Annotated in this window: 33 protein-coding genes and 1 tRNA gene; 26 read left to right on the top strand and 8 right to left on the bottom strand. The window is 55.3% G+C overall.

Translation table 11 applies throughout. The features are described from left to right. Positions 1–211: 211 nt before the first annotated feature. Together ACYQ04_RS08565 and ACYQ04_RS08560 are read left to right on the top strand one after the other, a co-directional pair. The gene (locus ACYQ04_RS08565) at positions 212–1498 is read left to right on the top strand and encodes a hypothetical protein (protein WP_460128833.1); all 1287 of its coding nucleotides are present in this window, start codon (positions 212–214) and stop codon (positions 1496–1498) included. Positions 1499–1503: 5 nt separating this feature from the next. After that, positions 1504–2400, top strand: a complete 897-nt coding sequence (locus tag ACYQ04_RS08560) for an MBL fold metallo-hydrolase (RefSeq protein WP_460128831.1) — start codon at positions 1504–1506, stop codon at positions 2398–2400. Here ACYQ04_RS08560 and ACYQ04_RS08555 read toward each other — a convergent pair. Then, entirely contained in the window at positions 2397–3125 is a 729-nt protein-coding gene (locus tag ACYQ04_RS08555) for a hypothetical protein (protein WP_460128829.1), read from the bottom strand. The genes ACYQ04_RS08560 and ACYQ04_RS08555 overlap by 4 nt on opposite strands. 141 nt (positions 3126–3266) lie before the next feature. Between ACYQ04_RS08555 and ACYQ04_RS08550 the strand changes: the two genes are divergently transcribed. After that, on the top strand, positions 3267–4439 hold the full coding sequence (locus ACYQ04_RS08550) for a nicotinate phosphoribosyltransferase (protein ID WP_460130087.1): 1173 nt from the start codon (positions 3267–3269) through the stop codon (positions 4437–4439). A 63-nt stretch (positions 4440–4502) separates the two neighbouring features. On the opposite strand, the gene ACYQ04_RS08545 is transcribed toward ACYQ04_RS08550, so the two are convergent. From ACYQ04_RS08545 to ACYQ04_RS08535, 3 genes are all read right to left on the bottom strand, one after another. Next, positions 4503–4706: a ferredoxin gene (locus ACYQ04_RS08545; RefSeq protein WP_099209819.1), complete on the bottom strand. Its 204-nt coding sequence runs from the start codon at positions 4704–4706 to the stop codon at positions 4503–4505. Positions 4707–4837: 131 nt separating this feature from the next. Next, entirely contained in the window at positions 4838–5368 is a 531-nt protein-coding gene (locus tag ACYQ04_RS08540) for a metal-sulfur cluster assembly factor (RefSeq protein ID WP_460130085.1), read from the bottom strand. Between the two features lie 60 nt (positions 5369–5428). Continuing rightward, complete coding sequence (locus tag ACYQ04_RS08535) at positions 5429–6166, bottom strand: ATPase (RefSeq protein ID WP_460128826.1); 738 nt, start codon at positions 6164–6166, stop codon at positions 5429–5431. A 104-nt stretch (positions 6167–6270) separates the two neighbouring features. On the opposite strand from ACYQ04_RS08535, the gene bpsA reads away from it, so the two are divergent. After that, positions 6271–7326, top strand: a complete 1056-nt coding sequence (bpsA, locus tag ACYQ04_RS08530) for a N(4)-bis(aminopropyl)spermidine synthase (protein ID WP_460128824.1) — start codon at positions 6271–6273, stop codon at positions 7324–7326. Between the two features lie 7 nt (positions 7327–7333). Here bpsA and ACYQ04_RS08525 read toward each other — a convergent pair whose 3' ends face one another. The 4 genes from ACYQ04_RS08525 to ACYQ04_RS08510 all read right to left on the bottom strand — a co-directional run bounded on the left by ACYQ04_RS08525 (position 7334) and on the right by ACYQ04_RS08510 (position 14426). Then, positions 7334–9073, bottom strand: coding sequence for a prenyltransferase/squalene oxidase repeat-containing protein (locus ACYQ04_RS08525; RefSeq protein WP_460128822.1), 1740 nt, complete (start codon positions 9071–9073; stop codon positions 7334–7336). A 34-nt stretch (positions 9074–9107) separates the two neighbouring features. Next, positions 9108–11117 (bottom strand): S8 family serine peptidase, encoded by a 2010-nt coding sequence (locus ACYQ04_RS08520; RefSeq protein ID WP_460128819.1) that lies wholly within the window; start codon positions 11115–11117, stop codon positions 9108–9110. A 255-nt stretch (positions 11118–11372) separates the two neighbouring features. Then, a complete protein-coding gene (locus ACYQ04_RS08515) occupies positions 11373–13190 on the bottom strand; it encodes an aldehyde ferredoxin oxidoreductase family protein (protein ID WP_460128817.1) in 1818 nt (605 codons plus the stop codon). A 111-nt stretch (positions 13191–13301) separates the two neighbouring features. Further along, positions 13302–14426 carry a tungsten cofactor oxidoreductase radical SAM maturase gene (locus ACYQ04_RS08510; protein ID WP_460130083.1) on the bottom strand — a complete coding sequence of 375 codons (1125 nt, stop codon included), beginning with the start codon at positions 14424–14426 and terminating at the stop codon, positions 13302–13304. A 108-nt stretch (positions 14427–14534) separates the two neighbouring features. Here ACYQ04_RS08510 and ACYQ04_RS08505 point away from each other — a divergent pair. The 22 genes from ACYQ04_RS08505 to ACYQ04_RS08400 all read left to right on the top strand — a co-directional run bounded on the left by ACYQ04_RS08505 (position 14535) and on the right by ACYQ04_RS08400 (position 25638). Beyond that, positions 14535–14612 (top strand) — tRNA-Lys (locus ACYQ04_RS08505). Between the two features lie 739 nt (positions 14613–15351). Beyond that, on the top strand, positions 15352–16119 hold the full coding sequence (locus ACYQ04_RS08500) for a putative RNA uridine N3 methyltransferase (protein ID WP_460128815.1): 768 nt from the start codon (positions 15352–15354) through the stop codon (positions 16117–16119). Position 16120: 1 nt separating this feature from the next. Further along, positions 16121–17161: a 50S ribosomal protein L3 gene (locus ACYQ04_RS08495; RefSeq protein ID WP_099209827.1), complete on the top strand. Its 1041-nt coding sequence runs from the start codon at positions 16121–16123 to the stop codon at positions 17159–17161. A 10-nt stretch (positions 17162–17171) separates the two neighbouring features. Next, positions 17172–17939 (top strand): 50S ribosomal protein L4, encoded by a 768-nt coding sequence (gene rpl4p, locus ACYQ04_RS08490; protein ID WP_460128813.1) that lies wholly within the window; start codon positions 17172–17174, stop codon positions 17937–17939. A gap of 6 nt (positions 17940–17945) precedes the next feature. Next, positions 17946–18206 (top strand): 50S ribosomal protein L23, encoded by a 261-nt coding sequence (locus ACYQ04_RS08485; protein WP_042692801.1) that lies wholly within the window; start codon positions 17946–17948, stop codon positions 18204–18206. An 11-nt stretch (positions 18207–18217) separates the two neighbouring features. After that, complete coding sequence (locus ACYQ04_RS08480) at positions 18218–18937, top strand: 50S ribosomal protein L2 (protein ID WP_167914458.1); 720 nt, start codon at positions 18218–18220, stop codon at positions 18935–18937. 2 nt (positions 18938–18939) lie between these two features. Then, positions 18940–19341 (top strand): 30S ribosomal protein S19, encoded by a 402-nt coding sequence (locus ACYQ04_RS08475; RefSeq protein WP_167914459.1) that lies wholly within the window; start codon positions 18940–18942, stop codon positions 19339–19341. Between the two features lie 10 nt (positions 19342–19351). Further along, entirely contained in the window at positions 19352–19822 is a 471-nt protein-coding gene (rplV, locus tag ACYQ04_RS08470) for a 50S ribosomal protein L22 (protein WP_460128810.1), read from the top strand. A 5-nt stretch (positions 19823–19827) separates the two neighbouring features. Continuing rightward, entirely contained in the window at positions 19828–20457 is a 630-nt protein-coding gene (locus ACYQ04_RS08465; RefSeq protein WP_460128808.1) for a 30S ribosomal protein S3, read from the top strand. Next, positions 20444–20644: a 50S ribosomal protein L29 gene (gene rpmC, locus ACYQ04_RS08460; RefSeq protein WP_068665893.1), complete on the top strand. Its 201-nt coding sequence runs from the start codon at positions 20444–20446 to the stop codon at positions 20642–20644. The genes ACYQ04_RS08465 and rpmC overlap by 14 nt, the downstream gene beginning before the upstream one ends. A gap of 36 nt (positions 20645–20680) precedes the next feature. Beyond that, positions 20681–20947: a stress response translation initiation inhibitor YciH gene (yciH, locus tag ACYQ04_RS08455; RefSeq protein ID WP_206203870.1), complete on the top strand. Its 267-nt coding sequence runs from the start codon at positions 20681–20683 to the stop codon at positions 20945–20947. After that, positions 20833–21210, top strand: a complete 378-nt coding sequence (locus ACYQ04_RS08450; RefSeq protein WP_167728765.1) for a ribonuclease P protein component 1 — start codon at positions 20833–20835, stop codon at positions 21208–21210. Before yciH ends, ACYQ04_RS08450 begins: the two co-directional genes overlap by 115 nt. After that, positions 21207–21551 (top strand): 30S ribosomal protein S17, encoded by a 345-nt coding sequence (locus ACYQ04_RS08445; protein ID WP_099209835.1) that lies wholly within the window; start codon positions 21207–21209, stop codon positions 21549–21551. Before ACYQ04_RS08450 ends, ACYQ04_RS08445 begins: the two co-directional genes overlap by 4 nt. 4 nt (positions 21552–21555) lie before the next feature. Then, the gene (locus ACYQ04_RS08440) at positions 21556–21981 is read left to right on the top strand and encodes a 50S ribosomal protein L14 (protein ID WP_068665902.1); all 426 of its coding nucleotides are present in this window, start codon (positions 21556–21558) and stop codon (positions 21979–21981) included. Between the two features lie 10 nt (positions 21982–21991). Continuing rightward, positions 21992–22357 (top strand): 50S ribosomal protein L24, encoded by a 366-nt coding sequence (gene rplX / locus ACYQ04_RS08435; RefSeq protein WP_460128803.1) that lies wholly within the window; start codon positions 21992–21994, stop codon positions 22355–22357. Further along, positions 22357–23088 carry a 30S ribosomal protein S4e gene (locus ACYQ04_RS08430; RefSeq protein ID WP_460130081.1) on the top strand — a complete coding sequence of 244 codons (732 nt, stop codon included), beginning with the start codon at positions 22357–22359 and terminating at the stop codon, positions 23086–23088. The genes rplX and ACYQ04_RS08430 overlap by 1 nt, the downstream gene beginning before the upstream one ends. 11 nt (positions 23089–23099) lie before the next feature. Continuing rightward, positions 23100–23651, top strand: coding sequence for a 50S ribosomal protein L5 (locus ACYQ04_RS08425; RefSeq protein WP_460128800.1), 552 nt, complete (start codon positions 23100–23102; stop codon positions 23649–23651). Between the two features lies 1 nt (position 23652). Further along, positions 23653–23823, top strand: coding sequence for a 30S ribosomal protein S14 (locus ACYQ04_RS08420; protein WP_011250478.1), 171 nt, complete (start codon positions 23653–23655; stop codon positions 23821–23823). Positions 23824–23834: 11 nt separating this feature from the next. Beyond that, positions 23835–24227, top strand: coding sequence for a 30S ribosomal protein S8 (locus ACYQ04_RS08415; RefSeq protein ID WP_042692830.1), 393 nt, complete (start codon positions 23835–23837; stop codon positions 24225–24227). A gap of 10 nt (positions 24228–24237) precedes the next feature. Then, positions 24238–24792, top strand: coding sequence for a 50S ribosomal protein L6 (locus tag ACYQ04_RS08410; RefSeq protein ID WP_460128798.1), 555 nt, complete (start codon positions 24238–24240; stop codon positions 24790–24792). Positions 24793–24802: 10 nt separating this feature from the next. Further along, positions 24803–25186 carry a 50S ribosomal protein L32e gene (locus ACYQ04_RS08405; RefSeq protein ID WP_167914465.1) on the top strand — a complete coding sequence of 128 codons (384 nt, stop codon included), beginning with the start codon at positions 24803–24805 and terminating at the stop codon, positions 25184–25186. Further along, a complete protein-coding gene (locus ACYQ04_RS08400; RefSeq protein ID WP_206203809.1) occupies positions 25186–25638 on the top strand; it encodes a 50S ribosomal protein L19e in 453 nt (150 codons plus the stop codon). The genes ACYQ04_RS08405 and ACYQ04_RS08400 overlap by 1 nt, the downstream gene beginning before the upstream one ends. Position 25639 lies beyond the last annotated feature (1 nt).

The following is a 25639-nucleotide window of genomic DNA, read 5'->3' as shown; positions in this document are numbered from 1 at the left end:
GGGTGGGGATAATGTCATCATCTCGACATCAGGAGGGATGACACTCCTCATCGGTTCACAACCCAAATGGGTCTCTTTTGAACGGTAACGTTGGCGGTGCTTATCTCGAGGAAACATTGTGGGGGTAGGGTTATAAGTTTTCCGAGCCTAAGAGAGAAGTACATACTTCCACAAACTATGACCCTCACATGATACGACGGAGGCACCGCTTATGGGGCTCATAAAACCGGCACTCCGCATGACCGCGGTGTTTGTTGTGTTTTTGCTCTTGTTCAGCAACGCCATCGTATGGCATTTTGAGGGATTCGGGGCAAACGGCGGGGTAAAGGGTTTCCTGACCGCGCCAGTTAAAGTAATCGAGTACCGCCTTCACCATAGTGGGCCACCAAGGATAGAAAACCATGTGAGCAAAGAGGTGCCTCCCTGGAGACCTTTTTCCCCTGAGAAACTCCTCAGGGACATCAACAGCCCTCCCGTTAGGGAGTACATTGACAAACTGGTAAATGAGAGCATTCTAAGGATTAGGGCCTCAGGGTATCCCATAGAACCCTCCCTCGTTCGGGGAACAGCGTACTCACTCCTCTTAGAGCGTGTTGTATACACCTACCATCCCGGATGGAACCTTCCGTCCGAGACCATATCCAAAGGAGGAGTCTGTAGGGACTGGGCGCTTGTTGATTACGCCCTCATAAGGGCTGTGAACATGAGGTTTAACATCTCAGCGGATTACTACCTCGTCATAGCGTACCCTATAGTGGGGGATGGCCATGCATTTCTCGCGGTTTATTATCCGAAAACAAAAACGTGGGAGCTCTACGATTGGTTTGCGACTCCTTACCTAGAATCCCCCTATGAGAATTCAAAGTTCAAGGTCGTGAAGCTTGGTAAAAATACGTACCTGGCTGGATGGTTCCCGGCGGGAGTGGCGCGAGCCAACTCATTCTCCTCAATTGAAGAGGCTCTGAGCGTCTACTCTCTGGCAGGGGGCTTTATACAGAGTGGTTACAATGTTACGCTCTACAGGCTTCCAGGGTTTGAGAAGGAGTTTAGCTTTCCAAGTTTCAGTGTGCTGAAATCGGCAGAGAAGAGGCTCTCAGAGATAAAGATAAGGTTTGGAAACTACGGAAAAACTTACACAATAAGGATAACCCCAATAGGGAACCTGAGCGTGAGGCTGAGCAACGTAACCTTGTACGGAAACTTCCTTCGCCTAAACTTAAGCTTTGCAAAGCTCAACCCCCCGGTTGAGCTTGTGGCATCACTCGGAGGAGAGATTATATTCCCCCGAGCGGACCTCAAGATTATAAAGTGGAGGGGATTATCCTACGTTGAAGGATACCCTGCGTACAAGTACCTGCTACTCAGAAACAGTCTAAAAAGCGTTACACTGCTCGTCGAGCGAAACCGGGAGTATTTACCCTTAATCTCGGCGTTCGAGGTCACGGTCCAGGAGTATCTCGGGGGACGGGGCTTTATGATAGAAATTTCAAGCTGGTGAGCCAAATGAGAATCGTCCCGCTCGCCTCCGAAAGCCTCGGCGTTAGGAGTCTGGCGACGTTCGTGGAGGCCGGGGGGATAAAAATCCTCATCGACCCCGGCGTCGCCCTTGGACCCAAGCGCTACGGTCTCCCGCCGGCAAAAATCGAGCTCGAGACCCTTCAAAAGATGAGGAGGAAAATACAGGGCTACGCGAGGAAGGCAGAGGTCGTGACGATTTCCCACTACCACTACGACCACCACACCCCTTTCTTCGAGGGCCTTTACGAGAGCTCCAGCGAAACCTTTGCGAGGGAAATCTACGAGGGGAAGCAACTCTTCATAAAGCATCCCACCGAGAACATCAACTTCAGCCAGAGGAAGCGCGCCTGGGCCTTCCTCAAGAAGGCAGAGCCGATAGCGAAGAAGGTTGAGTTCTCTGACGGGAGGAGCTTTGACCTCGGCGGCGTTACACTGGAGTTCTCGCCGGCGGTTCCGCACGGCAGCGAGGGCTCAAGGCTCGGCTTCGTGGTTATGGTCCTCATCGACGACGGAACCAGGCTAATCCACGCCAGCGACATTCAGCTCCTCAACAGGAAGGCCGTCGGGTGGATAATTGAGAAGAACCCCGACGTCCTCATAACAGGCGGACCGCCAACTTACCTCGGAAAGCGCGCTGAGGGGAGCTGGGAAACGGGAATTAAAAACCTCAACGAGATAATCCGCGAGACGAACGCCCAAATAATCCTCGACCACCACATCGTCAGGGACAGGAACTACCCGCGCTTCTTCGACGAGCTCGAGAAGAGGCCGAGGACCTTCGCTGGATTTCTGAAGGTCGAGGACAGACCGCTGGAGGCCTACAGGCGGGAGCTCCACAGGATAGAGGAGGGGGAAAGGGTGGAGGTGCCGTTCCACGTTTAGGTTTCCCTGAACAATAAAAGATACACCGTGACGTCCTCGCTGCCGCTGTAGAGCCTGAAAGATACCTCGCCGAAATTGCCACATCCACCCTTTCCGTACTGCAACCAGCCGCCGGAGGCGATTAGGGTGAGGTCTCCTACGGTGGCGTAGGGTGCGCTGAGGGTTGTGGGGTCGGAGAAATAAACTTTGCAGAGTTCATTGTTCGGCGTCCTGACTCTCACGGCGTAGGTTGTGTATGGAATTCCGGTGTAAGTTCTGGTCCCATTCGTGAAGTTTGGTGGAAGACGTTGAATGTGCAATCCGCTGACGTTGATGGACTCTGGTCTAAAATTTATCCCGCAGCGTTCCTCGTGGAGAAAAAGGAGAACGTATCCATAGGTTTCGTTTCCCACCTGCATCGCGGTTTCGTTTATCATCCTTGAATCCGAAAGAAAGAGCCTTGTGAAGTTCGAGAATCTCTCCAGTTCTGAACCGTTTTTCTCTTCAATCGTCCGGTAGATTTCTTTTGCCCTCCCCAGCTCTTTCTCCATGAGCTCAACGGCGACTTTGTAAGTTGAACTGTTCGCGGTGATGTTGTCGGCGCCGTTCAGGACCGTAACGTTTCCTCGGTTTGGGCAGGCAACAGGGGTTATCGAGAACGTCGATGCCTTCTCATGCCCGGAGATACAGCCGGATGTGAAAACAAGTGCGATAATAAGGAGGGGCATCACAATATTAACGTTCATTTTGGACACCTATCACTAACACTATGTGCGATGTAGTATAATTACTTTTCGGCCACCTCGAGCCGTGAGAACACATCTGTGCGCGGACTCCTTCGGAAACCCTTAAATCCAACCGCGGGAAGTTTGTTTCAGGTGAGACCTATGGGGAACTTCTACATCGCCCACGAGGATGATATAAAGGCTGGAAAGACGACGGACGTCTACTTCATCAGGACGAAGAAAGTACTGACCGAGAAGGGGATTCACAGGAAAGTCTTCGCAGACGTCACGACGACGAGCCTCCCCCACGGCTGGAAGTGGGGCGTTCTCGCGGGAATTGAGGAGGTCGCGAAGCTCCTTGAGGGCCTTCCCGTGAACGTCTACGCGATGAGAGAGGGCACGATATTCCACCCCTACGAGCCGGTTCTCCAGATTGAGGGCTACTACGAGGAGTTCGGGATCTACGAGACGGCATTGCTTGGAATGCTCAGCCAGGCGAGCGGAATAGCGACGGCCGCCTTGAGGGTCAAGATTGCCGCGAACTTCAAGCCGGTTTACTCCTTCGGAATAAGGCACATGCACCCGGCAATAGCGCCGATGATAGATCGCTCGGCGTTCATAGGCGGCTGCGACGGCGTGAGCGGCGTCCTCGGAGCGGAGATGATGGGGGAGAAGCCCGTCGGCACGATGCCCCACGCGTTAATACTCACAGTTGGCGACCAGGTGAAGGCCTGGAAGTATTTCGACGAGGTTGTCGAGCCTGAAGTTCCGAGGACGGCCCTCGTTGACACGCTCTGCGACGAGAAGTTCGAGGCGCTGATGGCGGCCGAGGCTCTAGGCGAGAGATTAACTGCGGTTAGGCTCGACACGCCGGGCTCGAGGAGGGGGAACTTCAGGAAGATAATCGAGGAGGTCCGCTGGGAGCTTAACTTAAGGGGCTACGACTGGGTGAAGATTTTCGTGAGCGGTGGGCTGGATGAGGAGAGCATAAGGGAGATAGTGGACGTTGCGGACGCCTTCGGCGTCGGCTCGGCCATAGCGAGCGCAAAGCCGATAGACTTCTCGCTCGACATCGTTGAGGTTGAAGGGAAGCCGATAACGAAGCGCGGGAAGCTGAGCGGGCGCAAACAGGTCTACCGCTGTGAGAACGGCCACTACCACCGCGTTCCTGCAGATAAAAAGCTCGAACGCTGTCCCGTCTGCGGAGCTAAAGTAGAGCCGCTCCTCCAGCCCCTTATCGAGAACGGCGAGATAGTGGCCGAGCTCCCGAAGGCGAGGGAGATAAGGGAGTACGTCCTCGAGCAGGCCGAGAGGTTCAAGCTGAGCCTCGAATGAGCTCTTCTTAATTTTTTATATTGTCCTCAGAAAAGCCCAACAAGGAATAGGAAAGAGAGGCCTTCAGGCCTCCTCAATGCTGATAGCGCTAACAGGGCAGGCCTCCATGGCCTCCTGAGCGCAGTTGTAGAGGTTCTCGTCCTCAATAACCTCGACGACCGGCTGAGCCTTGCCCTCGTCGTTCATCTCGAAAACGTCCGGGCAGAGGCTAGCACAGATGGCATCACCAATGCAGGTGTCCTGGTCGACGGTAACCTTCCACGCCATGGCACATCACCGGGCTTAGGTGGAGTTTGACGAATATAAACTTTTCGTTCCTAAAACCGAGGGTTTGAAACGATAATCTGTGGAAAGGGAAGCGGAAGAAAGCTAAGATGAACAGAAAAAGACAAGATGGGTCAGTAAAGGCCCAGCTTCTTCTTGTACTCCGGGCTGATTCTGTCCGGCGTCCATGGTGGGTCGAAGGTAAGCTCAATCTCGGCATCCTTAACGCCCGGAATCTCAAGGATTTTGTCCTCAACGGCGCGAAGAATCCACATGGTCAGCGGACAGCCGGGGGTTGTCATCGTCATCTTGACGTAAACAGTGTTGTCGGGATTGACCTTCAGGTCGTAGATGAGGCCTAGGTTGACTACGTCAATGCCAATCTCGGGGTCTATGACCTCCTTGAGCTTCTCAAGGACCATCTCCTCGGTTATCTTGACGTCTCCAGCTTCCTTCACTTCCCTCTCGCGGTTGATGGTTATCAAGCCGACTCCCTCGAGCTTTCCGAGCTCGGAGTGGAGCTTTATGAGAACGTTGTCTATATCGGGAGTATCCTTTGCAAGGGTAACCGTGACGTTGCCCTTCTCGTCAACCTCGATTGAGCGGATGAACTTCTCGTCAACGACCGATTTCACGACCTTCTCAACCTCTTCCTTCGTAACCATACTCACCACCGCTCCAACTTAAGAACTACACATTTAAACCTTTTGGGTCAAAGTTGGGAACTAACGGAGGAGGACGTCCCTCATCAGCTCGACGGCCATCTCCGGGCTCAACGCCCGAGCGCGCGTCTCCCGCAGGATCCTCTGAAGGGCCAAACGCTTCGTCGAAGGGGCCCGCCTAAAGAGCTCCCAGAGAAGGGGACAGCCGAAACTTAACTCGTATTCTCCACCGATTATCTCAATAATCTCCCCCTTGTCGAGGGCAAGGAACGCCGGAAAGTTAAGGATAACGATGCCGTTCTTCTCGTAAATCGAAATCAAACCTGAACTCAGCATATCCCCCGTCGCAAGGATTCTCACGCCAAGCTCCCTCGCCTTCCGTTCAACCGCTTCCATGACCATTGAGTGACAGCGACCGCATATCGGCGCGCCCTTTTCGATGAGTTCCCTCATAACCTCCTCGTAACCCGGCACCTCAACCAGCACCGCATTCTCTGAGCGAACCTTTTGGAGGGTTTTTTCGTCCATCTGGGGCAGCTTCGCGGTTACTGGAACGACGTCAAAGCCTGCCCAGCGAAGGATTTTCAGCGTTGCGGTGCTGTCGGAGCCAGCGGAGAAGGCAACCGCTATCTTAACGCCCGTTGGTGTTCTCTCAAACTCCCTTCCCTTGAGGCGGAAGAGGAGGAGCTTCCTTAGCCGGGAATACGCGCTCTCACCTATCGCCTCCCTCACGCGCTCGAGGGCCTCAAGGTTGTAGCGGAGGCGGTAGCGCTTGACCGGGTCGTTGACGGGGGCGAGCATGGAGAATGGTGGAGGTTTTCCTTTTAAAAGCCCTCGGGAAAACCTTAAAAGAGGCCTTACCCAACCCCGTTCACGAACCAAAAATGCTTCTGGAGGGATTCGAGATGAGGGAGATAATCGAGAGGGTTAAGGCCAGAACGAGCATTCCCGTTTACGAGAGGACGATAGAGAACGTTCTTTCGGCGATTCAGGCCAGCAGTGACGTGTGGCGCATCGTTGACCTCAGCGAGGAACCGCTCCCGCTCGTTGTGGCGGTTCTTGAGGCGCTCCACGAGCTCGGCCACATCGCCTTTGAGGGTTCGAATGTTATCCTCACCGAGAGCGGTAAACAGCTCGTCGAGAAGTACGGAATCGGGCCAAGGAGGGACTACACCTGCTCCCACTGCCAGGGCAGAACCGTTGAGCTTTCCGCCTTCAGCGACCTGCTCGAGCAGTTCAAGGAGATAGTCAAAGACCGCCCACAGCCGAAGCACGACTTCGACCAGGCCTACGTCACCCCGGAGACGACCGTCGCGAGAGTCGCTCTGATGCACAGCAGGGGCGACCTTGAGAACAAGGAGGTCTTTGTTCTGGGCGACGACGACCTCACGAGCGTTGCTCTGATGCTCAGCGGTCTGCCCAAGAGGATAGCGGTCCTCGACATTGACGAGAGGCTCATGAAGTTCATCGAGAAGACGGCTGACGAGCTCGGCTACTCCGACATCGAGATATTCACCTTCGACCTTCGCGAGCCCCTTCCGGACTACGCGCTCCACAAGTTCGACACCTTCATCACCGACCCGCCCGAGACCGTTCCGGCCATAAGGGCCTTCGTCGGCAGGGGAATCGCAACGCTGAAGGGTCCGGGTTGCGCCGGCTACTTCGGCATAACGAGGCGCGAGAGCTCCCTCGACAAGTGGCGCGAGATTCAGCGCCTGCTCCTCAACGAGTTCGGCGTCGTCATAACCGACATCATCAGGAACTTCAACGAGTACGTCAACTGGGGCTACGAGGAGGAGACGCGCGCCTGGAAGCTCCTCCCCGTCAAGGTCAAGCCGTCCTACAACTGGTACAAGAGCTACATGTTCAGGATTCAGACGCTTGAGGGCTCAAGGGGATTTGAAGAAAAAATAGAAGTCGGAGATGAGCTCTACAACGATGAGGAAGCCTCCACGACCTGACCTGTGCTCAGCGACTTCGTTTTCCTTTTCTCTTCATCAGTGTAGCGTATTCAAACGCTCCCGCGAAAAGGACAACGGCCACGCAGTACACGACATAGAGTTTGTTGCCCTCTTTCTGGTGCCACATCTCGGTCAGCGGTTTTTTCCAGGGGTTTTTTGCCCTGAAGCCCGTCACCGGAACCGCGCTCACGGTTAGGGGATGGGTAGATGGGTACACGACAACGTAGCCCTCGAGACCATTGACGCACACCCTCTCGGTGGTATTCCCGTAGAAAATCCCGTTCTTTATCAAGAGGAACGTTGCGTTCTTTAGCTCAACGACGCTTCCCGTGCTGGTCGGTTGGGGGATATCCGCGTACAATGACCGCCTGATGAACTCGTACCCTTTTCTGTACATCTCTGTATTGGAGAGGCCCGTTTCTAAAAGAGCCCCGAGGACTTCAGCTGTCGTTTTAATGTTGTCTGGTGATTCCGCGTTGTAGCCCCACCCACCGCTTGGATGTTGATGACGTTTGAGTATCGTGAGGGTCCTGTTTAGGGCCTTTTTCATCCCGAACCTACCGAAGTCCACCAGGGCATAAGCGTAGTAGTAGTTTGGGTAGTCGTCCCTAACGTTTGAGGTGAGCCAGTTGAGAACGGGGGTGTAGTTCATCGTGATGTTGAGCGCTGAGAGAACCCAGACTATGTAGGCTGTGTCGTAGAAGTTGCCCCAGTGATTGCCCTCTTCGCTGTCCAGGAGGTAGCTAATCTCCCTCTCGTATGGCTTTCCGAGGTCGTGGTTAAGCCTCGCAATCTCCGCGACCATCCAGGGTTTCAGCTTCTGGAGATGGATTTCGGACAGGTCAATGCTGTGGTTGCACTCAACGTAGTATCTGGCGAGCACGACTTTCTCCCACTCGAACCTTGGCCGAACCTTGAGCATGTACGGGCATGCAATCGGCTTGAGGTCGTAGAACCCTGGAAGCGTTGCGGCTTCGAGGAGGTCAGGGGGTTGGTATCTGAGAACGCCCCAAAAGCCGAAGTGGAGGGAGTTCAACAACTCCTTCTCGTATAGCTTCTCCCCCGTTGCATACAGCAGGAGCGCGAGGGATGCAGGGTCCCGGAGAGGGGAGCTTATTTGAACGTTCTCACCGGTGAGGTACGCTATTGCAAACGCTTTGTATAGTGCGTTCACACCACTCGCCTCAACTTTGCGCAGGTCCTTCACGTCCCCGAGGGCCATGTAGCCGAATATCTGCCCCATCGTTGTTCCCGGCGTGTGGGTCTGGAGGTAGTAGATGCCGTTCGTTATGGCCTTTTTGACAGGGAGCCAAGAGTAAGCGAAGTCCTCATACTCACGGAGGGCAACCACCGCCAGGGCCGTGTCGGTGTAGTCCCCAAAGGAGCCATCCTTCCTCTGCTTGTACAGGAGCCAGTAAACACCCGCGTGAATGGTCTTATTGAAAAGTCCCCGGGCTATTGACTCCCCCCGCATGAGGGCCATCAGGGCGAGCGCCGTATACTTGGCCTGGGGTGCCATACCGTACTGGTACGCCCATGCGCCCTGGGGGGTTCTCAGCTTCATCAGCCAGACGTCGGCCTCCAGAACGTACTGGTATTCATGGGCTTTGTAGAGGGCAACGGCGGCCAAGGCAGTGGCAGGAATCGTGGGAGTGTAAACATATGGAACCAACTCAGCTCTTGCAGGGATCGAGCCCACTGGTAAAAAGAGCATTGCAACGAGCAGTAGCACCGCTGTTTTCCTCATTTAAACACCTCCAAAAAGTAAAAGGAAAGAGGCATCAGCCGTAGTATATCTTAACTGTTAGTTTGTAGCTGGCGGTCCAGTAGTACGTGTCGTACGCGTACACCAGGAAGTACCATGTTCCTGGCTGTGGGTTGCTGTAGCTCACGTGTTCATCTGAACCAGGATTGGTAGAGCTTGTTACGAGGTTCTGGTTCGGGTCGTAGAGGTAAAGGTCGAGGTCGTCGTAGCTGCTTCCATGGAGGAACCCTTCAATCTTTGTGGCGCCGCTACGAACGGTGACTGTGTCGACAACGTAGCTTCCGTACTCAACGGTTCCGGTGAAGTTCTTGACGACGACGTTGGGGGAGGGACTTGGGGACGGGTTTGGACTCGGATTGGGGTTCGGGCTAGGTGATGTTCCCTTCTTCACGGTTCCACCTTCGTCGAGAACCTCGAGGTGATAGTTGCCGCTTCCCTTGTAACTGTTGATTACGAAGTACCAAGTTCCCGGGGTCGGGTTCCGATAGGCGACCTTTTCGAAGCCGTAGTAGCCTGTGGTTGAGGAGTCTACGAGCTGACCGTTCGGGTCGTACATATAAAGGTCAAAGTCCGCGTTCTTGTTATCCCATGTAAGGAGTGCCGCAAGCCTCTTGGTTCCCTGACTGACAACAACGCTCATCGTGACGTTCTTCTTGTTTTCCAGGTATCCCGTGAAATCAACCTTTGAATCCTGGTCGTACTTGAGGGCTTCGTAGACGTTTATTCTGCCGGCACCGTAGGCGACACCGGCAATCTGGCTTGGAGCCACGACATCGGCCGTTATCTCAAGGACGTACTTTATCTTGTCCGGGCTCCAGTCGGGGTGAGCTTGCCTGAGGAGGGCAACGGCACCGCTGACGTGCGGAGTGGCCATGCTGGTTCCGGAGGCGGCGACGTAGTACTGACCGACGAGCTCATTGGTGAGCTCGGTTCCGGCAGCTCTGTCGGAGATAATCCAGTTGCCCGGAGCAACGACCTCCGGCTTGAGCCTGCCGTCCGCGGTCGGGCCCCTGCTGGAGAAGCTGGTGATGACATCGTTCTTGTCAACGGCACCGACGGTGATGACGTCCGGGGCGGCGGCGGGTGAGCCTATGGTGTAGGTGTCCGGTCCGCTGTTTCCAGCGGCAACACAGACGACTATTCCGTCCTCCCAGGCCTTGTCAACTTCCTGGCTGAGGGCGTCGGTTCCGTCGGAGCTCTGGCTTGAGCCGAGCGAGAGGTTTATCACCTTTATGTGATATTTGTCCTTGTTCTTTATAACCCAATCAACTCCCGCTATGATGGTTGAGACTGAACCGCTACCCTCGGCGTTAAGGACCTTAACACCGACGAGCTTGGCCCCCGGTGCAACACCCCTGTACTTACCGTTGCTCGCGGCACCGGTGCTAGCGATTATTCCAGAAACATGGGTTCCGTGACCGTTGTCATCGTAGGGATAATCCTTACCGTTTACAAGGTCCTTCCATCCCACAACTTTACCCTTCAAATCGGGGTGAGAGGCGTCGATACCAGTGTCAATGACCGCTACAACGATGCCGTTTCCGTTGTATCCGACGTTCCATACCTCGGGTGCGGATATCTGAGCCGTGGACTCGTCGAGACCCTCGAGGTCAGCATCAACCTTCACTTTGTAGTCATCCTGAATGAACTGGATGCCCTGGATATCGAGTCCCTGAATGGCCCCCACGTCTGCCAAACCTGCTAGTGCAAGGAGGTATTCGACTTTTATCTTGACCGCTAGCGCGGGTATTGCGTAGTAATTGTACTTTATTTTCGCTCCGAGGAACTTAAGGAGAGGTATGGCTGCCCTCTTGTCCCTTTGGTTGTCGAACATTATGATTGTTGAGATTTCCCTGCTTGGATCCATACCTTGAACTTTCTCAAAGAGCGTCGGCGTTAGGAGGCCGTAGTCTTTGGTGGTTTTATGGGCCATTGGCTGGCCAGTTGATGGCGAAATAGCCGCCGCAAAACCAAACGTCATGCCCACTAAGAGTACGGCAAGTACAAATGCCTTGAGCTCTTTCATTGGGTACACCCCTTGAAAGGTTTTAGTCATCGGGTATAGTAACCCTCATCGAGGAACATCTCTGAACAGTAGGGATATATAAACATTTCGATTTTCTTCCAAGGTATTGGATAATTTCCCATAATAAATGGATTTCTGCAATTATTTGCATAGGCTATTACATAAAGCCTAGAATTCACCAATACATTGAAACGCAGGTTGGATGATGTCACATAAAACAAGTTGCTTTGAACGGATAATATAAAAAGAAAACCTTCAAAGCTCCTCCAGGCCGAGCTCCTTGAGCTTCTCCTCGGGTATCCTGCCGTCCTCAGTCCATCCTCTGAGGGCGTAATACCTCGGAAGCATCAGGTGGAGTCTGACGACGTGGCCCTTGTTCGGTCCGTTCTTAACAGGCTCCTCGAGGAGCCTCTTCGGCAGGGTGTCCTCCTTGAGCGGGTCGAGACCGGCGCGGAGGTTGAAGAGCCTCTCGGCGTTCCAGATGCGCTCGCCTATCTTCATGTACTCCTCGGTCGAGAGGTTCCAGCCGAGGGCCGCGTTCAGCATGTCGCGGTAGTCGTCGGCACCGAGACCGAATGTCGTGAAGACACACAGTCCAGCGGCGTCGATGAGCGCGGTAAGGTCCTGGAACGTAATGACCATCTTGACCTTCTCGTCGCTTATATCGTGCGGGTCCATCTTGTACGGGTATCCGAGAATCTCGGGGCTAATCATGTACTGCTTGATGTGACAGCCACCGCGGTTGTTGGTGGCGTAACCGAGACCGTGACCTTCGGCACCACGCGGGTCGTAAGCTGGAAGCTCCTGCTTCTTGACGCCCATGAAGTACTCGACGCCGTTGTACATCTCGGCCAGGCGGTAGCCACCTTCGGCAAGCTTGTCACCGAAGCCCTCGCGCTTGGCAATCTTCTCGATGTAGTAGTGGAGCACTTCGGTGTTGCCCCACCTGAAGGGCGGAGCGTCCTCGCCGAGGTCCTCCTGCTTGAGCAGGCCCTTCTCGTAGAGCTCCATGGCAGTTGCCAAAGTTCCACCGAGGCTTATGGTGTCCATACCGTACTCATCGGCGAGGTGGTTGGCCTCGATGATGCTCGCGAGGTCGTTTATGCCGTTGTGAGCTCCCAAAGCCCAGATGCTCTCGTACTCCGGTCCCTCGGTGATGCCGAGCGTTGGAAGCCTGTTAACCCTTCCACATCCAATTGGACAGGCGTAACAGGGCTTGTTCCTGACGAGGTACTTGGCGGCCATGGCCTCACCGCTCTGCTCCTCCGCGTACTCGAACTGGCTGTACTGGAAGTTCCTCGTCGGGTAAAGGCCGTTCTGGTTGATTATGTTGACGAGAACAGCGGTTCCGTACTTGGGCAGTCCACCGCCGGCAGTCGGGTCGTTCCTGAGCTTGTCGGTCTTCTCCTTGACTACCGATGTGAACTTCGCCCTGTCTGCAACTTCAACGCGCTTGTGGCCTCTGACCACTATCGCTTTAAGCTTCTTGCTTCCCATAACCGCTCCAACACCGCCCCTACCCGCGGCGCGGTGCTCGTCGTTCATAATGGCCGCGAAGCGGACGAGGTTCTCACCAGCGGGTCCGATGAGTGCAACCCTTATGCGCTTGTCCCCTATCTCCTCCTTGAGGGCCTCCTCGGTCTCGGTTGAGGTCTTGCCCCAGAGGTGGCTCGCGTCCCTAAGCTCAACGCTCTCGTCGTTTATGTACAGATAAACCGGGTGGTCGGAAGCGCCCTCGACTATTATCGCGTCCCAGCCCGCGAACTTGAGCTCCGCTCCGAAGAAGCCACCGGAGTTTGCCATTGCAATGTAGCCGGTCAGCGGGCTCTTGGTTATCACCATGTACCTTCCGCCCGTTGGAGCGGTGGTTCCGGTCAGCGGACCGGTGGCAAAAATCATCTTGTTCTCCGGACTCAGCGGGTCAACGGTCGGGTCCATCTCCTTGAGGAGGTAGTATATGCCAAATCCCCTCGTGCCAAGCCACTTCTTGGCAAACTTCTCGTCGAAGTGCTCTTCCTTTATTGAACCGTCCGTAAGGTTCACTCTCAGAATCTTACCCCAGTAGGCGTACATACTTCGATGCCTCCAGCTGTTGTGCGAATCATTTTTGTACATTGATGCTAATAAACTTGACGAAAGCAAAAAAAGGGAACAAGAATGAACATCGAAAGCACATCTGTTTAACTACCAGAAGCCCTTCATACCCTTCTCCGGAATCGGGCAGAGGACTATCCTCCTAGCCCAAAGACAGTCTGCACAGCTCGGCGTGTTGCCCCAGCAGTCGTAGTTCGTATCCTGCACAAAGGAGCAGGACTCGTTCAGCGGGCAGTCAGTACAGCTCGGGTAGAGGGAGTTCTTGACAACGTAGCGGAACCAGCTGTATTCCCTGCTCGTCCATATCTCGGCCAGACTCTTCTCGCGGACGTTGCCAAAGGAGTGCGCGTAGACCTTTTTCTCCCTGCCGAGGACTATCTCGGGGTAGGTGTGCAGGAAGCGGTAGCAGGGAGCAACTTCGCCGTCCCACCTAACGACCGCCACCTTCTTGTCAACGAACTCGCACTTTCTCTCCGTCCTCAGGGAGAACTCCGCTATCTTGTGAAGGTAGCCGTGGTAAATCGCCTCAAGTTTATCAACAATGGGCTTCATGTCAACGGAACCGTCGTAGACTATCAGCTCCGCGTGCTCTTTGGTGATTGGAATCAGGTTCGAGATGAGCAAAGTGTCAACGCCGAGGGAGCCGACGTAGTGCGCTATCTCCGGCAGTTCCTTGTAGTTCTCCTTGGTTGCAACCACCTCGACGCCGATGTGGGGAACGTCGCTTCCGAGCTTCTTCTTTACCTCCTGAATCTTCCTTATGCGCGAGCTGGTGTAGTCTGGCCTTATGTGGCCGATGTCAACCGGCTGAGTCGGCACGGAGTCAATGGAGAAGTATATGAGGTCGAGGCCGAGCTTTACGAGCTCTTCGATGCGCCTGTCGGTGAGGAGGAAGCCGTTGGTGCTTATTCCAAGGGCAAAACCGCGCTTTTTAACCTCCTTCGCCATGTCCATGAAGCGTGGGTGAACGGTCGGTTCGCCGATTCCGCCGAAGTAAACCATCTCCAGCTCTGGAAGCTCTTCGGCGTCGTCGAGAATCTTGAGGAACAGCTCCCAGTCCATGTCGCCCTCGGGGTCGTCCCAGTACTGCTTGAAGCACATCTCACAGCGAAGGTTACAGCGGTTGGTTATCTCTATGTAAAGGTAGTGGATGTCCGGCTTCTTGGGGATTAGAACCTTGTAGTCCGACAAATCGAAAAGGTGGTGGTCCTCCATATTCGACACCTAAGGGAGGGGTTAAGCGGAACCGCTTATAACGGTTGGTGGGCAGAAGTGGGTAAGGAGCAAAGCTTATAAGGGCTCCCCCAGTTATCCCGTCGGGATGGGCCGGTAGCTCAGCCTGGTTAGAGCGCGGGGCTTTTAACCCCGTGGCCGCGGGTTCGAATCCCGCCCGGCCCGCCATAGAAACTTTTGCCAAGCAAAAGTTTCATCAAAGTTGGTAGCTCCTTTTGGAAAGCTATTTTGAGTGATTTTCTTATTGAATGGCCAATTTAAGTGTGAGAACTTTTCAAATTGCTCCTTGCTTATGGGTTTAACCTTTAAATCGACGCCCGATGGGCGTCAAGAAGAGAGCAAACCCCGTTTGTAGGTGTTCTTTGGATGTGTTCTCTATTGAGGATGCGCGATTTTGTGAGCAAAATCTCTACCATTCGAGCCCTTAAGTGAGAGCTACGAGCTTTTGGTGAAGCTTTTGGAAAAAGCTTCCTGCGCAAGGGCTGGAAGGGGGTGTGGGGGCGTTAGCCCCCCAGCAAGCTTTTAGAAAAAGCTTGACCAAAATGGTTTAACTGTCTAGAAGGGCAGAGGGAAAGTTGCATGCGTTATTAAACAGTCAATGGATTCCGGGTTTACGCTCACAATGGTGCGTGGGAGAAAAGTTTTTAGTTTTAAACAGCGCCCGGAAGGCGCTACCGGGAAGAAAACACATTCAAAACTGGCAGGTTTGGAAGTAAACCCTCCTGAGAACAAGCCATTCAAGAGGCATGCCAACTTTGATGAAACTTTTGCTTGGCAAAAGTTTCCTTGCAAAAAAATTACACACATCCAACCACGAAAAAGGGTTGCAGGGTTCGAAAGTCTTTTAAATAGTCTCCATAAGCTCCCTTCAGCGCGTTGGGGTTAGGGAGGACAGTGGGGGCGAAATATGGCTTGGCACGTCTTCATTCCCGATTCCCTCCTTGAGGAAACCGACGACCCGAAAATCAGGACGTACAAGGTTGGGCAGGTTGCGAGGGCCTGCGCAATCTTCGGCGTCGAGCACATCTGGATTTACAGGGCGGGCGGAAGGGACGGGAGGTTCATAAAAACGGTCCTTGAGTACATGGAGACCCCCCAGTACCTCAGGAAGAGGCTGTTTCCCCTGATGCCCGAGCTCAAGTACGTGGGCGTCGTTCCTCCGCTCAGGACGCCACATCACAAGCTCAAGGGAAAACCAAAGGTCGGGGAAATCCGCGAGGGCTACGCCTTCCGGAAGGGAAGGAGAATCTACGCGGACATCGGGCTCGACGAGCTGGCAATTGTTGAGGGGAACGTCGAAGGCAGGGCAACGTTCAGAATCGTGTCAACGAGACCCCTCAAGGTCGTCCCGGCGAAGCCAACTGAATACTGGGGGTACAAAGTTCACCTGAGCGGGAAGCCCCTGGCGAAAACACTTAAAAAGGCTCACCTGGATTTGGCAATCGCGACCTCGAGGAAGGGTCGCGACGTGAGAAAGGTCAACCTTCCCCCGCTCGAAGGGGAGGTTGGTATCGCCTTTGGCTCGCCGAGGAAGGGCGTCATGGAGCTCCTCGGCGGCGAGTACGAGTTCGACTTCGTGCTCAACATGATTCCAAATCAGAAAACTAAAACCGTCCGCACCGAGGAGGCGCTCCTCGCCACGCTGGCGATATTCAATCTCATGAGGAGGGATTGAGATGGGAAAGGTTCACAGACCAAGGAGAGGTTCACTCGCCTTCAGCCCAAGGAAAAGGGCTAGGAGTGTAGTCCCGAGAATCAAGAAGTGGCCAAAGGACAGTGAGGTCAGGATGCTGGGCTTTGCTGGCTACAAGGCCGGAATGACCCACATCCTCATGATAGACGACAGCCCCGGGCTCACCAAGGGCAAGGAGATATTCGTGCCCGTGACCATAGTTGAGGTTCCGCCTCTCTTCGTCTACGGAATCAGGGCCTACAAGCAGGGCTACCTTGGCCTTGAGACCGCCACCGAAGTTTGGTTCCACGAGCTCAATGACAACGTCAAGAGGCGTATAAAGACCCTGCCGAAGAACTACGACGAGGAGGCCTTCAAGGCCAAGCTCGGTCAGCTTGAGGACCTCGTCAACGACGGAGAGATTGTCGACGTCAGGCTTCTCGTCCACACCCAGCCCTGGCTCATCAAGCTCAAGAAGAAGCCCGAGGTTATGGAGTACGCCATCGGTGGCGACGACGTCAAGGCCAAGTTCGACTACGCCAAGGAGAAGATAGGCAAGGAGCTCCGCGCGAGCGAGGTTCTCCACGAGGGTGAGCTCCTCGACGTCATAGCGGTCACCAAGGGTAAGGGCACCCAGGGCCCGGTCAAGCGCTGGGGAGTCAAGGTCCAGTTCCACAAGGCCCAGAGGGCCGGAAAGGGCAGGCACATCGGTAACCTCGGTCCCTGGCACCCCGCTCGCGTCATGTGGACCGTTCCGCAGGCTGGTCAGATGGGCTTCCACCACAGGACCGAGTTCAACAAGAGGCTCATAGCGATAGGCGAGAACGGAAAGCTCGTGCTCAACGGCAACGAGATTGAGATAACCCCGAAGGGTGGCTTCCCGCACTACGGAATCGTCAGGAGCGACTTCCTTATGATTGAGGGTAGCGTTCCGGGTTCGTTCAAGAGGATAATCCGCGTTAGGCCTGCTATAAGGCCACCCAAGAAGAAGCCACCCGTTGAGAGGCCCCAGATAACCTACGTCAGTAGGGAGTCCAAGCAGTGAGGTGAGATAAATGAAGGTTAAGGTCTTCAACCTCGAAGGCGAGCCCGTTGAGGAGATAGAGCTCCCCAAGGTGTTCAGCACTCCCTTCAGGCCCGACCTCATCAGGAGAGCTGTCATCGCTTCCTGGACCCACAGGATACAGCCCCAGGGAAGGGATCCGCAGGCGGGTAAGAGAAGGGTCACTGAGAACATCGGTAAGGGCCACGGAATGGCGAGGGTCGAGAGGATAAAGACCCCGCCGAGGTTCGCGGCATTCGTTCCGTTCGCTCGCGGTGGAAGGAGAACCCACCCGCCGAAGGTCGAGAAGATAATCTGGGAGGACATCAACAAGAAGGAGCGCAGGTTGGCCATAATGAGCGCCATAGCCGCAACAGCCAACCCGGACCTCGTGAGGGCGAGGGGGCACGTTACGGACAACGTTCCGGCCTTTCCGCTGGTCGTCGTCGATGACCTTCAGGGCATCTTCAAGACCGCCCAGACCAGGGAGATATTCAAGAAGCTCGGCGTTTGGGACGACATCGAGAGGGCCAAGAGGAACACCAAGATAAGGGCCGGTAAGGGTAAGATGCGCGGAAGGCGCTACAAGAAGGCCAAGGGCCCGCTCATCGTCGTTGCCAAGAACGAGGGAATCGTCCAGGGAGCGAGGAACCACCCGGGTGTTGACGTCGTTACCGTTGACAACCTCGGCGTTGAGCTTCTCGCGCCCGGAACTCACCCCGGAAGGCTTACGGTCTGGACTAAGGGCGCTATAGAGAGGCTTAGGGAAATCTACGGGTGATGAGAGATGGACCCCTATAAGGTTATCATAAGGCCGCTCGTTACCGAAAAGGCCGTTTCGCTCATAGAGAGGGAGAACAAGCTCACCTTCATAGTGGACAGAAGAGCTACCAAGGCCGACATCAAGAGGGCCGTGGAAGAGATGTTCAACGTCAAGGTCGAGAAGGTCAACACCCTCATAACCATGAGGGGCGAGAAAAAAGCTTACGTCAAGCTCAAGCCCGAATACGACGCGAGTGAGATTGCCGCAAGGTTGGGATTGTTCTGAGGTGATGTGAGATGGGAAAGAGTCTCATACAGCAGAGGAGGGGTAAGGGCACTACCACCTTCCGCGCTCCTTCCCACAGGTACAGGGGAGCCGTTAAGTACGTTCCTCTTAGCGTGACTAAGGAGAAGACCCTCAGGGGAATCGTTGAGGAAATCCTCCACGACCCGGGAAGGACCGCCCCGGTCGCGAGGGTCAAGTTCGAGGACGGGACCAAGAAGCTCATCCTCGCTCCGGAAGGAGTCCTCGTCGGCCAGGAAATCTACATCGGTCCCGAGGCCCCGGTGGCGATAGGCAACACCCTTCCGCTCGCCAAGATACCGGAGGGAACCTACGTTTACAACATCGAGGGCATTCCGGGCGACGGCGGAAAGTACGTCAGGGCTGGAGGAACCTACGCCCTCGTCGTCAGCAGGGAGAAGGGCAAGGTCATCGTTCAGCTTCCGAGCGGTGAGCTCAAGCAGTTCAAGCCCGAGTGCAGGGCAACCATCGGTGTCGTTGCCGGCGGTGGAAGGCTCGAGAAGCCCATAGTCAAGGCCGGTAAGGCCTACTACATCGCCAAAGCTCGCAACAGGTTCTGGCCCAAGCCGAGGGGTGTCAAGATGAACGCCGTCAACCACCCGCACGGTGGTAAGGAGCACCACATAGGCAGGCCGAGCACCGTTTCGAGGCGCGCTCCGCCCGGAAGGAAGGTCGGTCACATAGCCGCGAGAAGAACTGGTAGGAGGAAGTGAAGATGGCGAGAAAGAAGGAGTTTAAGTATAGGGGTTACACGCTCGATGAACTGCTCAACATGTCCCTTGAGGAGTTCGCCAAGCTCCTTCCGGCCAGGCAGAGGAGGAGCCTCAAGAGGGGCCTTAGCCCGGAGCAGAAGAAGCTCCTCAGGAAGATTCGCCTGGCCAAGAAGGGCAAGTACAGCAAGCCCATAAGGACCCACAGCAGGGACATGATAGTCCTCCCTGAGATGGTCGGCATTACCATTCACGTCTACAACGGCAAGGAGTTCGTCCCGATTGAGATAAAGGAGGAGATGATAGGCCACTACCTCGGTGAGTTCGCCCTCACGAGGAAGATAGTCCAGCACGGCTCACCGGGTGTTGGAGCCACCAGGTCATCGATGTTCGTGGCAATCAAGTGAGGTGGTTTAGATGAGCAGGGGCAGATTTTCCTACTCATTCCAAAATTTTGACCCTGAAAGAATGGCTCGCGCGAGCGGAAGGGACCTCAGGATTTCACCCAAGCACAGCGTCGAGCTCCTCAGGGAGATAAGGGGCATGATGCTCAACGACGCCCTCAGGTACCTTGACGACGTTATAAACCTCAGAAGGCCCGTTCCTATGAAGCGCTTCAACGACAGCCAGGGCCACAAGCCGGGCAAGGGCTTCGGTCCAGGTCGCTACCCCGTCAAGGTCGCCAAGGCCGTCAAGAAGATACTCCTCAACGCCAAGAACAACGCCGAGCAGAAGGGCCTCGACGTCGACAGGCTCAAGATAATCCACGCGGCAGCGCACAGAGGCCCGGTCCTCAGGGGCTACATCCCGAGGGCCTTTGGAAGGGCCACCCCGTTCAACGAGGAGACGACCCACATAGAGATAGTCGTCGAGGAGATTAGGAGGTGAGACCTTTGGCTATCGAGAGGTACTTCATCAAGGAAGGCGTTAAGGAGATGCTCATCGACGAGTACCTTGAGAAAGAACTTAGAAGGGGCGGTTACGGAGGCCTTGACATCAAGAAGACTCCCCTTGGAACCAAGGTCATAATCTTTGCCGCGAGCCCCGGTTACGTCATCGGCAGGGGTGGAAGGAGGATAAGGCAGCTCACGAGAATCCTCGAGACCCAGTTCGGCCTTGAGAACCCGCAGATTGAGGTCGAGGAAATCAAGAACCCCTACCTCAACGCCAAGGTCCAGGCGGTAAGGCTTGCCCAGGCCCTCGAGAGGGGAATCCACTTCAGGAGGGCCGCTTACTCAGCAATCAGGGCCATCATGAGGAACGGAGCGAGGGGCGTTGAGATTAGGCTCAGCGGAAAGCTCACCGGTGAGAGGGCTAAAAGCGTCAGGTTCTACCAGGGTTACCTCGCCAAGGTCGGCAACCCGGCCGAGACCCTCGTCAGCAAGGGCTACGCCCAGGCCCTGCTCAAGCTCGGTGTTATAGGAGTTAAGGTTGCCATCATGCCTCCCGACGCAAGGCTTCCGGATGAGATTGAGGTCAAAGAGGTAGTCGAGGAAGAGGTGAGCGCCGATGAAGCCCAGTGAGATTAGGGAGATGAGCATCGAGGAGATAGACAAGAAGATAAGGGAACTCCGCCTCGAGCTTGCCAAGGAGAGGGGCGTGCTCACCATGGGGGCGTCCATGGAGAACCCCATGGTCATCCGCAACCTCAGGCGCGACATCGCGCGCCTGCTTACCATAAAGAAGGAGAAGCTTAGGGAGAAAAGGTGAGGTTAGGTGCCGAGGATTGTGAACCCTCTGGATGAGATGCTCTTTAAGGAGGTCCTGAAGGAACAGCAGAGGATTAGGGTCTACATTGAGAGGGCCCGCTACGGAAAGCTTAAGACCATAATCGAGGGCATAGACGAGAAGGAGTTCGACCTCGAGGACATAGCAAAGAAGCTGAAGGCGAAGCTGGCATGTGGCGGAACCGTAAAGAAGGGAAGGATAGAGCTCCAGGGCGACCACAGGGACCGTATCAAGAAGTTGCTCGGAGACCTTGGATTTTCCGAGGAGCTCATCGAGGTCGAGTGACGCGGAAAAACATAGTCTGGCACGAGCTCATAGGCCTCAAAGCAAAGATTATAAGGGCATCTCATCCAGAGCTGGTCGGCATCGAGGGCTACGTCCTTGACGAGACGAGGAACACCCTCACCATAGGTGGGGAGAGGGTTTGGGTCGTTCCAAAGGACGTGGTCGAGATTGAGTTCGACCTCGGCGATGAGAAAATCCGAATCAACGGTCGTGATTTGATTGGAAGGCCCGAGATGAGACTCAAGAAGAGGTGGCGGAAATGAGAGAGATTGGATTGAGGGTTCAGCCTCCCGCTGAGGTGTGTAACGACCCCAAGTGCCCCTGGCACGGGAACCTCAAGATACACGGGAGATACGTTGAGGGTATAGTCGTCAGTGACAAGGGTAAGAAGACCGTCGTCGTTGAGAGGCAGTACTACCACTACCTCAAGAAATACGAGCGTTACGAGCTCAGGAGGAGCAAGGTTCACGCCCACAACCCGGAGTGCATCAACGCCAAGACCGGCGACAAAGTCCTCATAGCCGAGACCAGGCCGATAAGCAAGACCAAGAGCTGGGTAGTTGTGGCCGTCCTTGAGAGGGCCGAGAGGAAGGAGGGGGTGTGAGGCAATGGCCAAGAAGGGTGCCGGTGCGACGAGGGGAATCAGCCCCGTTAGGCCCACCCGCGCGCTCCCGATTGGGGCCTACCTCAAGGTCGCCGACAACAGCGGTGCCAAGGTCATCCAGATAATCGGCGTCGTTGGCTACAAGGGAACCAGGAGGAGGCTTGCCAGCGCTGGAGTCGGTGACATGGTCGTTGCAACCGTCAAGAAGGGAAGGCCCGACATAAGGCACCAGGTCGTCAGGGCTGTCGTCGTCAGGCAGAGGAAGGAGTACAGAAGGCTCGATGGCATGCGCGTCAAGTTCGAGGACAACGCGGCCGCGATAGTTACCCCCGAAGGCGTCCCGAGGGGAACCGAAATCAGGGGTGCCATAGCCAGAGAGGCCGCCGAGAGGTGGGTCAGGCTCGGTAGCATAGCGAGCATAGTGCTGTGAGGTGAGAGTTATGAAGCTTGATATGAAACAGCCGAGAAAGCAGAGGAAGTTCCTCTACAACGCTCCCCTTCACCTTAGGAACAAGATAATGAGCGCGACCCTCAGCGAGGACCTCAGGGAGAAGTACGGCGTCAGGAACCTCCCGATTAGGGTTGGCGACAAGGTCAAGGTCATGCGCGGAGACTTCAAGGGTAAGGAGGGAAAGGTCGTCGAGGTCGACCTCAAGAGGTACAGGATTCACGTTGAGGGAGTTACCCAGAAGAAGACCGACGGAACCGAGGTTTACTACCCACTCCACCCCTCGAACGTGATGATTGTTGACCTCAACCTCGACGATGAGAGGAGAGAGAAGATAATTAAGAGGAGGGCTGAGTGATGGCGAGAAAGGGTCCGAAGAGGCACCTTAAGAGGCTTGCCGCTCCAACCGCGTGGTACATACACAGGAAGGCCTACAAGTGGGCGGTCAGGCCGAGTCCGGGTCCGCACAGCATGAAGACTTCCATACCGCTCCTCTACATAGTCAGGGACTACCTCGGCTACGCCAAGACCGCTCGTGAGGCCAGGAAGATACTCAACGAGGGCAAGATACTCGTTGATGGTAGGGTTAGGAAGGACTACAAGTTCCCCGTTGGAATCATGGACGTCGTCTCGATTCCCGAGACCGGTGAGCACTACAGGGTCCTGCCCAACAGGATTGGCAAGCTCATCCTCCACCCGATAAGCGAGGAAGAGGCAAAGCTCAAGCCCTTCAGGATTGACAACAAGAGGATGGTCAAGGGCGCGAAGGTCCAGCTCAACCTCCACGACGGAAGCAACCACCTCGTGGGCCTCGCCGAGAAAGATGCTTACAAGACCTCCTACACCGTCATCATGAAGGTTCCGGAGAGGCAGATAGTCAAGATACTGCCCTTCGAGGTCGGTGCCTACGTCTTCGTTACCCAGGGTAAGAACGTCGCGAGGAAGGGTAAGATAGTCGAGGTCAGGCACTTCCCGATGGGCTGGCCCGACGTCGTCACCATCGAGGACGAGAACGGCGAGCTCTTCGACACCCTGAAGGAGTACGCCTTCGTCGTTGGTAAGGAGGAGCCGGAGATTTCCCTTCCGTGAGGTGAGAGACGATGCAGATTAACAGGGAGGCTATCCTTGCAGACTGGGAAGCTCACCCGATGAGGAAGCCGAGGATTGCGAAGCTTACCATAAACATCGGTGTTGGCGAGAGCGGTGAGAGGCTTACCAAGGCCGAGAAGATGCTCCAGGACCTCGTCGGTCAGAAGCCGATAAGGAGGCGCGCGAAGCAGACCAACAAGGACTTCGGAATAAGGCGCGGTGAGCCGATAGCGGTTAAGGTCACCCTCCGTGGAAAGAAGGCCTACGAGATGCTTGACAGGCTCCTTGAGGCCGTTGACAGGAAGCTCAGCGTCGGCAACTTCGACGAGCACGGGAACTTCTGCTTTGGAATCCAGGAGCACATCAACATACCTGGCGTCGAGTACGACCCCGAGATAGGTATCTTCGGTATGGACGTCTGCGTCACCCTTGAGAGGCCCGGCTTTAGGGTCGCCAAGAGGAAGAGGCAGAGGAGGAAGATACCGGCCAAGCACAAGCTGACGAAGGAAGAGGGTATAGTCTTCGCTATTGAGGAGTTCAAGGTCAACGTGGAGGGATTGTGAGATGGCGAAGGCTGATTACAACAAGAGGAAGCCGAGAAAGTTTGGTAAGGGAGCGAGAAGGTGCATGCGCTGCGGCCAGTATGGCCCGATAATCAGGATACACGGCCTTATGCTCTGCAGGCACTGCTTCCGCGAGGTCGCTCCAAAGCTCGGCTTCAAGAAGTATGAGTGAGGTGAGAAGCGATGACTCTGCTTGACCCGCTTGCGAACGCTCTCTCCCACATGACCAACAGCGAGAGGGTTGGAAAGAAGGAGGTCTACATAAAGCCCGCCTCGAAGCTCATCGGTGAGGTTCTCAGGGTTATGCAGGAGAACGGCTACATCGGCGAGTTCGAGTTCATAGACGACGGAAGGGCAGGCATCTACCGCGTTCAGCTCATCGGCAAGATAAACAAGGCCGGCGCGATTAAGCCGAGGTTCCCGGTCAAGGCCAGGGACTACGAGTACTGGGAGAAGAGGTTCCTTCCGGCCTTCGAGTTCGGAATCCTCATAGTGTCCACCTCCCAGGGCGTTATGACCCACAAGGAGGCCCGTGAGAAGGGCATCGGCGGAAGGCTGATAGCCTACGTCTACTGAGGTGAGAGCGATGCCGATAGACGCGTGGATAAGGGAAGAGGTTGAGATTCCCGAGGGAGTCGAGGTCACCGTTGAGAAGGACGTCGTCAAGGTCAAGGGTCCCAAGGGCGAGCTCCAGAGGGAGCTCAAGTACCCGGGCTTTAAGATATTCACCGAGGACGGCAAGGTTGTCATATACAAGGAGTTCCCGAGGAAGAAGGACATTGCCATCGCGAGAACCTTCAAGGCCCACATAGCCAACATGATTAAGGGCGTCACCGAGGGCTTCACCTACAAGCTCAAGGTCGTTTACAGCCACTTCCCGGTCACCGTCAAGGTCCAGGGCGACGAGGTCGTTATCGAGAACTTCCTCGGTGAGAAGAACCCGAGGAGGGCCAAAATCCTCCCTGGCGTTACCGTCAAGGTTCGCGGTCAGGAGATACTCGTCGAGGGCATAGACAAGGAAGCCGTTGGCCAGACCGCGGCCAACATCGAGCAGGCCACGAGGATAACGAAGTGGGACAGGCGTGTCTTCCAGGATGGTATTTACATAGTTGAGAAGGCTGGCAAGCCGATAAAGTTCTGAGGTGTGAGAAATGGACGAGAAGGCGAGACTCCTTAGGGTGAGGGCCAGGCTCAAGAGGAAGAAGCCCAAGTTCCTCCGTCAGGAGTGGTGGAGGTACCCGAAGTTCAAGAACAACCCCAAGTGGCGCAGGCCCAAGGGAATCGACAGCAAGATGAGACTCAAGAAGAAGGGCAAGCCCCGCTCACCCAGCATAGGCTGGAGCTCACCGAAGGCCGTTCGCGGGCTTCACCCGAGCGGTTACGAGGAAGTCCTCGTTCACAACGTCAAGGAACTCGAGGCAATAGACCCGACCAGGCAGGCCGCGAGGATAGCTGGAACCGTCGGCGCGAGGAAGAGGGAGCTTATAATCGCGAGGGCCAAGGAGCTCGGAATTAAGGTCCTCAACGCGAGGTGATGCTCATGCTTAAGATGCAGAGAAGGATTGCCGCTGACATTTTGAAGTGCGGTGAGAACAGGGTTTGGATTGACCCCGAGAGGATTGACGACGTTGCCGCGGCAATAACGAGGGAGGACATAAAGAGGCTCATCCACGACGGCGTCATCAAGAAGAAGCCCATCAAGGGCCAGAGCAGGGCCAGGGCGAGGGCCTTCCACGAGGCGAGGAAGAAGGGACGCCACAGGGGTCCCGGAAGCAGGAAGGGCAAGAAGACCGCCAGGATGGGCAAGAAGGAGCGCTGGATGATGACCATAAGGGCACTCAGGAAGGAGCTCAGAAAGCTCAAGGCCGAGGGCAAGATTGACGCCCACACCTACAGGAGGCTCTACATCAGGGCCAAGGGTGGCCAGTTCAAGAACAAGAGGCAGCTCTACCTGTTCATGCAGGAGCACGGCATCTTGAAGGAGTGAG

The organism is Thermococcus prieurii (assembly GCF_054657655.1).
Note: the sequence above shows the minus strand (reverse complement) of the source record. Positions and strands in the feature narration are given on the sequence as shown.